Below are 10,229 nucleotides of genomic sequence, written 5' to 3'. Positions count from 1 at the left end.
TAGGATGGAACGCGGATTGTGGGGATTTAAAAGATTCTCACCGATTTGTGGGTCGACTACGTCGAAATGGATAGATATGGATATGTTATAAATGGAAATGTTGCTGTAGGATGGAACGCGGATTGTGGGGATTTAAAAGATTCTCACGGATTTATGGGTCGACTACGTCGAAATGGATAGATATGGATTGAATACAAATAAAAAAAATATACGCCAATGTTACACCAAGAAATTACAGATTTAATCATAAAAGCCTACTACAACGTCTATAATAAATTAGGTTATGGCTTCTTAGAGCGAGTTTACGAAAACGCGATGTTAATTGAATTAAAAAAAATGGGGTTGACGTGTGAAAAACAAAAAGCAGTAACTGTTTATTATCATGAAGAAATTGTCGGTGATTTTTTTGCTGATATTATCGTAAATAATACAATTATAGTGGAACTAAAAGCCTGTAAAGTGCTCCATGAAAAACATGAAATACAAGTCATTAATTATCTAAAAGCAACACAAATTGAAGTAGCACTTTTGCTCAATTTTGGAAAAATACCACAAGTAAAAAGAAAAATATTTTCTAATAAATACAAAAAATGAAATTAGTAAAATTCTATAAAGAAATATAATCCAGAATAATCCTAATTTTACAAAGCAAAAAATCAGCAAAAATCCATCCAATCCATCCAATCCGTGTGCAATCCAACAAAGAAATATAATCCAAAATAATCCTAATTTTGCAAAGCAAAAAATCAGCAAAAATCAATCTAATCCATCCAATCCGTGTGCAATCCAACAAAGAAATATAATCCTAATTTTGCAAAGCAAGAAATCAGCGAAAATCCATCTAATCCATCCAATCCGTGTGCAATCCAACAAAGAAATATAATCCAAAATAATCCTAATTTTACAAAGCAAAAAATCAGCGAAAATCAATCTAATCCATCCAATCCGTGTGCAATCCAACAAAGAAATATAATCCAAAATAATTCTAATTTTGCAAAGCAAAAAATCAGCGAAAATCCATCTAATCCACTAATCTGTGTGCAATCCTATAAATAAGTATAATCCAACAAAAAAATAAATCCGTATTCAATCCGCTAACGAACCAAAAAAACTATGGAAGAAAATATAAATCCAATACTACCCGAAGAACAAGTAAACTTCGAAGCAAGAATCGACTTGAAACCGCTTCAAGAAAGTCTTTTAGCCATCAAACAGGAATTAAACTCGGTGATTGTGGGTCAACATAAAATGATTGACCAGCTATTGGTTTCGATTTTAGCCAATGGCCACGTACTGCTTGAAGGAGTTCCTGGTGTTGCCAAAACCATTACCGCAAAATTATTGGCTAAGACAATCAGTATTGATTTTAGCCGAATTCAATTTACACCAGATTTAATGCCTTCTGATATTTTAGGAACCTCTGTTTTTGATTTAAAAAAATCGGAATTTGAATTTAAAAAAGGTCCGATATTTTCCAATCTAATTTTAATTGACGAAATCAATCGAGCTCCCGCCAAAACACAAGCCGCTCTTTTTGAAGTGATGGAAGAGCGTCAAATTACGATCGATGGCACCACCTACCCAATGACAGCACCTTTTTTAGTCATTGCAACACAAAATCCGATAGAACAAGAAGGAACCTATCGCTTGCCCGAAGCCCAATTGGATCGCTTTTTATTTAAAATCAATATCGATTATCCAAAATTAGAAGAAGAAATTCATATCATTCAAAAAGAGCACGCTTTATTGAGCTCGAATAAATTAGAACACATAAAAGCCATTTTAACAGCGGCTGAAATTGAAAAATACCAAGCACTGGTCAAACAAATTATTGTAGAGCCCCATTTAATCGAATATATCGCAAAATTAGTAGTCAACACTAGAGAAAATGGTTTTTTATATTTAGGTGCTTCACCCAGAGCTTCGTTGGCCATTTTAAATGCGTCTAAAGGTTTTGCGGCTTTACGCGGACGCGATTTTGTGACGCCAGAAGACATCAAAGAAGCTGCAATTCCGGTTTTGCAACACCGCGTCATTGTTACGCCAGAGCGTGAAATGGAAGGAATTAGCAGTAAAGAAATCATTCAACAAATTATAGAATCAATTGAAATTCCGAGATAACTTTTAAACCTAATCGCTTGAAACGCTTTATCAAATCCTTATATATTACCAATTTTTTCTTTTATGCTCTTGGCGGTGTCATCACGCTTTTTGCCATGGGCTTTTTGTTTCCGGTTTTATATTCGGTTGCCTGGTATTTTTTAATCATTTTATTGACGGTATTTGCGTTAGATTGTTCAATTTTATTTGGAGCAAAAACAGGGTTGGAAGCGACCCGAATTTGCCCCGAAAAACTATCTAATGGTGACAAAAATCCAATTCGCCTTTCCATTCGAAACTATTATACCTTTGCGGTTTATCTTCGCATTATTGACGAAATTCCATTTCAGTTTCAATTGCGGAATTTTGAAATTAAACGTAAATTAAAAGCATCTTCTGCCGACGATTTACAGTATTTTCTTCGCCCTGTTGAGCGAGGCGAGTACCATTTTGGAAATTTGAATGTGTATGTTTCCTCGCCTTTGCGGATAATTTCCAGACGATTTTCATTCAACAAAGACCAAATGGTTCCCACCTATCCGTCTTATATTCAATTGCGAAAATATGATTTGATGGCTTTTTCGAATAACTTATTTCAATATGGCGTAAAAAAAATTAGACGTATTGGTCATTCAATGGAATTTGAACAAATTAAAGAATACATTCAAGGCGATGACATTCGAACATTAAACTGGAAAGCAACTGCCAAGAAAAATAGCTTGATGGTCAATCAATTTCAAGATGAAAAATCGCAATCCGTTTATATGATTATTGATAAAGGTCGCGTAATGAAAATGCCATTTAACGGATTGAGTTTATTAGATTATGCCATTAACGCCACCTTAGTTTTATCGAATGTAATTTTGAAAAAACACGATAAAGCTGGTCTATTTTCATTTTCTAAAAAAGTAGAAAATCGTGTCGTTGCTGAAAAACGTTCTTCACAAATGCATTTGATTATGGAATGTTTATACAACGTGAAAACGGATTTTTTTGAAAGTGATTTTAGTCGATTATATGTCGATATCAAGAAAAATATCAATCAGCGAAGCTTACTTTTATTGTACACCAATTTTGAAACCTTGGATGGGTTACATAGGCAATTGCCTTATTTAAAAGGAATTGCAAAAAATCATTTGTTAGTCATTGTCTTTTTTCAAAATACAGAGTTAAATGAAATCATCCATAAAAAAGCAACAACCGTTCAAGAAGTGTATGACAAAGTCATTGCCGAAAAATTTGCTTTTGAAAAACGATTGATCGTTAACGAACTTAAAAAATACGGCATTCATGCTGTGCTTACACAACCAGAAAACCTTACGTTGGATACCATCAATAAATATTTAGAGATTAAAGCTCGCGGAATTTTATAAAAAATAATTTATTTTGAAAACAATTACTTCTGTTCAGAATCCATTCATTAAATCGCTCGTACAGTTGCAAGAAAAAGCAAAAGTTCGCAAGCAAACCGGTATGTTTTTAATGGAAGGGAAACGTGAAATTGAATTGGCTCTAAAAGGAAATTATGAGTTGGAAACCGTTTTGTTTGTGCCAGAATTAATTGAAAATGAAAATCTTAGTTCGTTTAAAGCAAAAGAATATATCGAAATCAATAAAGAAGTCTATCAAAAATTAGCCTATCGCGATACGACTGAAGGAATTTTAGCCGTTGCCAAAACAAAATCGCACGAATTAAAGGACTTGAAGCTTTCTAAAAATCCTTTATTATTAGTTGCAGAAAGCATTGAAAAACCTGGGAATTTAGGTGCAATTCTTCGCACAGCAGATGCGGCAAACATTGATGCGGTTATTATTGCTAATCCAAAAAGTGATTTATATAATCAAAATACAGTGCGTTCAAGTGTGGGTTGTTTATTTACCAATCAAATTGCCGTTGCAACGACCGAAGAAGTGATTGCTTATTTAAAATCCAATCAGATTGCAATTTATTCTGCTACGTTGCAAAATTCAAATCCCTATCATATAAAAGATTATACGTTGCCAACTGCCTTAGTTGTAGGTACAGAAGCTACGGGATTAACGGCTGCATGGCGAGAAGAACATATTCAAAATATCAACATTCCGATGCAAGGAGAAATTGATTCGATGAATGTTTCGGTTGCCGCAGCTATTTTGTTATTTGAAGCGAAAAGACAGCGGGGTTTTCAATAAAAAAAGCAGCTATTTCTAGCCGCTTTTCTCTATTTAATTATAATTTCCTCACTCATCCAAAGTGAATATTTATTCTTTAATTATTCTCAGCTCTTTCGTTCCAAGTTTTTGTTCTAACCATTTTTGAAGTTTAACGACGTCTATTTTTACTTTTTCATCTTTAACGTCAAAAAGCACAACCGTCATTGTACGAACACTATCCTTATGATGATTAACGATGTGTTTTCCGAGAGAAATCGTTTTTATTTCAGGGAAAAGAATTCTAATTTCTTCTTCCACTTCCGTATTTTCAAATTTAAAAGCAGCTAATTCTTTTTTAAGATTATTGATTAGCACTTCCTTTTCAGAAATGTTTTTACTTTGATTACCAATTTCATTGAGGATTTCATTTTTTAAATCTTTTAAATCCTGCTTAATAATGAGTTTAGTGTTTGGCAGGCTGTAATCAATCAATTTTGCATTTAATGATTTAATTTCATCATTTGAAAACTTTTCATTCAAAAAAGCGAGTTCAATTGTTTTTGGTTTATTGTTAAAATGTGTTTTTTTATAAATTAGCGTTAATCCTTTATTTAAAAATTCATTATTAATAAACTGTTCTACATTTTGTGAATATTTTTTTTCATTCAACAAATTATAAGCTAAATAAAAACTTGGTATGGTCATCACTAAAATTAATGCGGTGATTCCATATCGAATTTTCTTTTCAGATTTTACATCAATTATCTGAACAGGTTTATAACGAAGGTATTTGATAATTAAAAACGTAGAAATACAAATGAAAAAACAGTTAATCGTGTACAAATAAATAGCTCCGAAAAAATAAGACATATTGCCCACTGCCAAACCATATCCTGCAGTACAAAGCGGTGGCATTAAGGCTGTTGCAATTGCAACCCCTGGTATTGGATTTCCTTTTTCTACTCTAGTTATGGCAATTACGCCCACTAAACCACCAAAAAAAGCGATGAGCACATCATAAATATTAGGCGATGTTCGAGATAAAATTTCAGATTGTGAATCTTTAAACGGACTCAAATAAAAATAAAAAGTGGCCACTGCCAAACCGACAACTGTAGCAATTAATAAATTTTTTCCTGATTTTTTTAACAATTCAAAATCATAAATAGCCAATGCAAAACCAGCACCTACAATTGGCCCCATTAAAGGCGAAATTAACATGGCACCAATAACAATAGCGGTAGAATTGACATTTAATCCAATCGAAGCAATCACTATAGCACACGCTAAAATCCAAAGATTAGAACCTCTAAAAGAAATATTAGATTTTACATTTTCAAGTACTTTGTTGCTATCTTCTTCACCTGAATGAAGATTGATAAAATCAAAAAATTTACTCATTGTTTTACAATCGTTTTATATTACGTCTAAAGAGGGCTAAGATAGCATAAAATTGAAATTTATTAGTAGATGATAAATCTAATTTTATAAAAATTTAGCTAATCCCATAAACCATTTATACAAAAAAATTACCTTTACCATAAAAAAATGGAACTCGTATTTGCCTCGAATAATCCCAATAAAGTAAAAGAAATTCAGCTTTTACTTCCGCCAACTATTACACTATTGCGATTATCCGACATTGGATGTGAGGAAGATATACCAGAAACTGCTGCTACCATTGAAGGGAATGCAATTCAAAAGGCAAATTATATTACCGAGAAATATGGCTTAGCTTGTTTTGCCGATGATACGGGATTAGAAGTAGAAGCCTTAGCAAATGAACCAGGAGTTTATTCAGCTCGATATGCTGGTTTACAACGCAATGCGGAGGATAATATGCAAAAATTACTTGATAATCTTCAAAATCAATCCAATCGAAAGGCACAATTTAAAACCGTGATTTGCCTACAAATGAAGGGACAGCAATTTCTTTTTGAAGGTATAGTAAAAGGCGAAATTACTACTGAAAAACACGGGCATGAAGGATTTGGATATGATCCTGTTTTTCAACCTGTTGGATATAAAGAAACGTTTGCTCAGTTGCCTTTAGCCTTAAAAGCAAAGATAAGTCATCGTGGACAAGCCGTAGCAAAACTCATTGAATTTTTAACAAAAAGGAATGATTTTGATTTGCAAAACTAGCACTTGCAATACAATCAAGTCTTTATTTCCAAATACAAAAATGATAACCTATTGATAATCAATTGTTAATTTCATTAGTATATTATATTTTTTAGCACTACCTTTGCACCCAATTTAAAATAATATATGAATAAATTTGAACAATTAGGATTGACAGAATCGCTACAGCGTGCGATTATCGATCTAGGATTTGAAAATCCGACCGAAGTGCAGGAAAAAGCGATTCCACTCTTATTGGAACAAGAAACAGATTTAGTTGCGTTGGCTCAGACAGGGACAGGGAAAACGGCAGCATTTGGTTTTCCGCTTATCCAAAAAATTGATGCGAACAATAGAAATACGCAGGCCTTAATTTTATCTCCAACACGCGAACTTTGTTTGCAAATTACAAATGAAATTAAGTTATACAGCAAGTACGAAAAAGGATTAAACGTAGTTGCCGTATATGGTGGAGCTAGTATCTCTGAACAAGCCAGAGATGTAAAAAGAGGAGCACAAATTATTGTGGCTACTCCAGGAAGAATGCAAGACATGATTAACAGAGGGTTGGTAAACATCTCTCAAATTAATTACTGTGTCTTAGATGAAGCTGATGAAATGTTGAACATGGGATTTTATGAAGATATCGTAAACATCTTATCGACTACTCCCGATGAAAAAAATACTTGGTTGTTCTCTGCAACTATGCCCGCAGAAGTTTCTCGCATTGCGAAAAAATTCATGCACGATCCAGTAGAAATTACTGTGGGAACAAAAAATTCAGGTTCAGCAACCGTTTCACACGAGTTTTATTTAGTAAATGCTCGCGATCGGTATGAAGCTTTAAAACGTTTAGCCGATGGAAATCCAGATATTTTTTCTGTCGTTTTTTGTCGTACTAAAAGAGATACGCAACAAGTAGCAGAAAGATTAATTGAAGACGGTTATAATGCGGCCGCTTTACATGGAGATTTATCACAAGCTCAACGCGACTCCGTTATGAAATCGTTTAGAGGTCGTCAAATCCAAATGTTAGTGGCTACCGATGTAGCTGCTCGTGGAATTGATGTGGATAACATTACACACGTAGTAAACTATCAGTTACCCGATGAAATTGAAACCTATACGCACCGTTCTGGCCGTACTGGTAGAGCTGGTAAATTAGGAACTTCAATCGTGATTGTAACAAAAAGTGAATTGCGAAAAATTTCTTCTATTGAACGAATCATCAAACAAAAATTTGAAGAAAAAACGATTCCTTCTGGTATTGAAATTTGCGAAATTCAGCTTTTACACCTCGCTTCTAAAATTAAAGATACCGAAGTTGATCATGAAATTGACAATTATCTTCCTGCAATTAATGAAGTTTTAGATGGTTTGACCAAAGAAGAGTTAATTAAGAAAATGGTTTCGGTTGAATTCAATCGATTCATCAATTACTATAAGAAAAACCGTGATTTATCTTCGCAGTCGGCTGGTTCAGACCGTCGTGAACGCGAACCAAGTGAAAATACTAGTGGAGCCACTCGTTTCTTTGTAAACATAGGTTCTCGCGATAATTTTGATTGGATGCAATTGAAAGATTTCTTAAAAGAAACCTTAGATCTAGGACGTGATGATGTATATAAAGTAGATGTAAAAGAAGGATTTTCTTTCTTTAACACAGACATAGAACACACGGATAAAGTAATGGGAATGCTAAATGGCATGGAATTAGAAGGCCGAAGAATCAACGTTGAAATTTCTAAAAATGATGGCGGCGGAAGACGTGACCACAATGGAAGAAGTAGCGGCGGATTTAGAGGTGAAAGAAGTAGCTCACAACGTTCAGGTGGTTTTGGACCACGAACGGAACGTGGCGGTGCTCCAAGAACAGAACGCAAAGAAGGTGGTTTTAGACCTCGCACTGAAACGGGCTCTTCAGAACGGCCTGCTCGTCGTGCAGAAGGTGGTGAACGAAGTGAAAAACGCTCGTTTGAAGCAGCAAAAACAAGAAGACCCCGCAGAAGTTAATTTTCTTTTGTTAATTTTCTTATAATTATACGGAAACTACAAAATATCTAGAAGTGATTTATTACTTTTAAACCGTTAAATACGGTTATGAGATATTTTGTAGTTTTTTTATTGTTTATTTCCTTTCAGCTTACCGCACAAATCACAGAACGAATCCAAAAAGTGAGCGGAACGGTTCTTGACGACACCAAATCCAAACCGTTACAAAACGTCAACATTATCAACCTGAACTCCGTTCGCGGAGCAATTACAGATGACAAAGGAGTTTTTGAAATGACCGTAGCTGTTAACGACACTTTACACATTTCCTTAATTGGATTTCAATCTATTCGTGTTCGGGTTACCAACGACTGGATTAAGTCGAAAACAACTCAAATCAGTTTAACTGAAAAGGCGATCGCTTTAGAAGAAATCGTTCTGACTCCTTATAATCTAACTGGATACCTTCAAGTAGACGCCAAACTAATTCCCGTTAAGGAAAATTACCGTTACGGAATTGCTGGCTTACCTTATGGCTATGAAGCGGGAGAATACTCGCCAAATGCTTTTAATCGGGTATTAGGTTCTATTTTTAATCCGACAGATATGCTTTATAATTTCTTTGGCAATAAACCGCGAGAACTCAAAAAACTAAAGGAAATGAACAAAGACGACACGGTTCGTAATTTGCTAGCCTCGAAGTTTGATAGAGAAACCATCGCCATACTTTTAGGCGTTGACAAAAATGATATTGCCGAAATTTTAGAGCGTTGCAACTATTCTGAACAATTTATAAAAACCGCCAACGACTTGCAGGTTTTGGATGCGATTAATAATTGTTACGAAGAATATAAAATTTTGAAAAGAAAATAAGTCGCTTTTTAACTAGCCAATTTTATTGATTTGCTACTAATTCTTCTAAAAATCGATTTTCAATTCGGTCAATATCCTTAATTGATTTTCTGCACCAATCGAGCCGTTTTAGAAATATTTCTTCCGCTGTTAAATTCCAATCGATGGTTGAATTTCTTAACCTTTGTGTAGTTTGCTGAAGAATAATCGCGGCAGCAACCGAAATATTTAAACTTTCAGTAAAGCCAACCATTGGAATAGTCAAAAAACCATCGGCTTCTTCCAATACTTCCAATGAAAGCCCGTCTCTTTCAGTACCAAAAAAGAAAGCCGCTTTTTTAGAAATATCAAAATTCTCCAGTGAACACGAATTAGAATGGGGAGAAGTAGCGATAATTTGATATCCCTTTTTCTTGAGAGCAGCTATACAATTTTGATTGGAATCATATCGTCGAACATCAACCCATTTTTGAGCACCCATTGCAATTTCCGTATCGATATCTTTGCCATAGCGTTGCTGAACTACGTGTAATTCTTGAATACCAAACACATCGCAACTTCGCATCAACGCACTGGTATTATGCAATTGAAAAATATCTTCGATAGCAACCGTAAAATGGTTTGTTCGTTGTGACAGAATTTTAACAAACTTTAATTTTCTGTTTTCTGTCAGAAAACCTTCTAGAAATTCTAGGTAATTACTGGTCTTTAAGATTTCATTCATTCGATATTGTATATTTAAGTTGAAGTCATTACCTTTAGTCAATAAATGTATCGGTATGACTCAAGAAGAATTATTGCCCCTAATTTACAAAAAAGATGACAATGCATTCACTATTTTGTATGACATGTATGCGAAAAGTCTTTTTGGAGTAATTAACACGTTGCTTAAAAATCAAGAAGAAGCAGAAGATGTATTGCAGGAAGTATTTATCAAAATATGGAAAAATTTGGAAAGCTATTCAGAAAGCAAAGGCCGATTATATACGTGGATGCTTAATATTGCTCGAAATACAGCCATAGACAAA

Annotated in this window: 11 protein-coding genes; 9 read left to right on the top strand and 2 right to left on the bottom strand. The window is 34.2% G+C overall.

Going from position 1 to position 10,229, the window contains the following annotated elements:
* Positions 1-216 precede the first annotated feature (216 nt).
* The 5 genes from PHR76_RS11865 to PHR76_RS11845 all read left to right on the top strand — a co-directional run bounded on the left by PHR76_RS11865 (position 217) and on the right by PHR76_RS11845 (position 4,272).
* Positions 217-594 carry a GxxExxY protein gene (locus PHR76_RS11865; RefSeq protein ID WP_300062901.1) on the top strand — a complete coding sequence of 126 codons (378 nt, stop codon included), beginning with the start codon at positions 217-219 and terminating at the stop codon, positions 592-594.
* Positions 595-777: 183 nt separating this feature from the next.
* Positions 778-1,056 carry a hypothetical protein gene (locus tag PHR76_RS11860; RefSeq protein WP_300062897.1) on the top strand — a complete coding sequence of 93 codons (279 nt, stop codon included), beginning with the start codon at positions 778-780 and terminating at the stop codon, positions 1,054-1,056.
* A gap of 57 nt (positions 1,057-1,113) precedes the next feature.
* Entirely contained in the window at positions 1,114-2,121 is a 1,008-nt protein-coding gene (locus PHR76_RS11855; protein WP_300062894.1) for a MoxR family ATPase, read from the top strand.
* A gap of 17 nt (positions 2,122-2,138) precedes the next feature.
* Complete coding sequence (locus tag PHR76_RS11850; protein ID WP_300062891.1) at positions 2,139-3,473, top strand: DUF58 domain-containing protein; 1,335 nt, start codon at positions 2,139-2,141, stop codon at positions 3,471-3,473.
* A 13-nt stretch (positions 3,474-3,486) separates the two neighbouring features.
* The gene (locus PHR76_RS11845) at positions 3,487-4,272 is read left to right on the top strand and encodes an RNA methyltransferase (RefSeq protein WP_300062887.1); all 786 of its coding nucleotides are present in this window, start codon (positions 3,487-3,489) and stop codon (positions 4,270-4,272) included.
* Positions 4,273-4,341: 69 nt separating this feature from the next.
* Here the strand turns inward: PHR76_RS11845 and PHR76_RS11840 are convergent, their stop codons facing one another.
* Positions 4,342-5,634, bottom strand: a complete 1,293-nt coding sequence (locus PHR76_RS11840; protein ID WP_300062884.1) for a TIGR00341 family protein — start codon at positions 5,632-5,634, stop codon at positions 4,342-4,344.
* Between the two features lie 147 nt (positions 5,635-5,781).
* On the opposite strand from PHR76_RS11840, the gene PHR76_RS11835 reads away from it, so the two are divergent.
* From PHR76_RS11835 to PHR76_RS11825, 3 genes are all read left to right on the top strand, one after another.
* Positions 5,782-6,378, top strand: a complete 597-nt coding sequence (locus tag PHR76_RS11835; protein WP_300062881.1) for a non-canonical purine NTP diphosphatase — start codon at positions 5,782-5,784, stop codon at positions 6,376-6,378.
* Positions 6,379-6,504: 126 nt separating this feature from the next.
* The gene (locus tag PHR76_RS11830) at positions 6,505-8,370 is read left to right on the top strand and encodes a DEAD/DEAH box helicase (RefSeq protein WP_300062878.1); all 1,866 of its coding nucleotides are present in this window, start codon (positions 6,505-6,507) and stop codon (positions 8,368-8,370) included.
* Positions 8,371-8,457: 87 nt separating this feature from the next.
* Positions 8,458-9,222 (top strand): carboxypeptidase-like regulatory domain-containing protein, encoded by a 765-nt coding sequence (locus tag PHR76_RS11825; RefSeq protein ID WP_300062875.1) that lies wholly within the window; start codon positions 8,458-8,460, stop codon positions 9,220-9,222.
* Positions 9,223-9,244: 22 nt separating this feature from the next.
* Here the strand turns inward: PHR76_RS11825 and PHR76_RS11820 are convergent, their stop codons facing one another.
* Complete coding sequence (locus PHR76_RS11820; RefSeq protein WP_300062872.1) at positions 9,245-9,925, bottom strand: RNA methyltransferase; 681 nt, start codon at positions 9,923-9,925, stop codon at positions 9,245-9,247.
* A gap of 55 nt (positions 9,926-9,980) precedes the next feature.
* Between PHR76_RS11820 and PHR76_RS11815 the strand changes: the two genes are divergently transcribed.
* Positions 9,981-10,229, top strand: a 249-nt coding sequence (locus PHR76_RS11815; protein WP_300062869.1) for a sigma-70 family RNA polymerase sigma factor, incomplete at its 3' end; no start/stop codon positions are given.

This window comes from Flavobacterium sp. (assembly GCF_028689845.1).
Taxonomy (GTDB): Bacteria; Bacteroidota; Bacteroidia; order Flavobacteriales; family Flavobacteriaceae; genus Flavobacterium.
Note: the sequence above shows the minus strand (reverse complement) of the source record. Positions and strands in the feature narration are given on the sequence as shown.

What these genes read in the sequence shown, in the direction of transcription:
- PHR76_RS11820 (WP_300062872.1), bottom strand. Translation starts at nt 9,925, where the DNA reads ATGAATGAAATCTTAAAGACCAGTAATTACCTAGAATTTCTAGAAGGT.
- PHR76_RS11840 (WP_300062884.1), bottom strand. Translation starts at nt 5,634, where the DNA reads ATGAGTAAATTTTTTGATTTTATCAATCTTCATTCAGGTGAAGAAGAT.
- PHR76_RS11865 (WP_300062901.1), top strand. Translation starts at nt 217, where the DNA reads ATGTTACACCAAGAAATTACAGATTTAATCATAAAAGCCTACTACAAC.
- PHR76_RS11825 (WP_300062875.1), top strand. Translation starts at nt 8,458, where the DNA reads ATGAGATATTTTGTAGTTTTTTTATTGTTTATTTCCTTTCAGCTTACC.
- PHR76_RS11835 (WP_300062881.1), top strand. Translation starts at nt 5,782, where the DNA reads ATGGAACTCGTATTTGCCTCGAATAATCCCAATAAAGTAAAAGAAATT.
- PHR76_RS11830 (WP_300062878.1), top strand. Translation starts at nt 6,505, where the DNA reads ATGAATAAATTTGAACAATTAGGATTGACAGAATCGCTACAGCGTGCG.
- PHR76_RS11855 (WP_300062894.1), top strand. Translation starts at nt 1,114, where the DNA reads ATGGAAGAAAATATAAATCCAATACTACCCGAAGAACAAGTAAACTTC.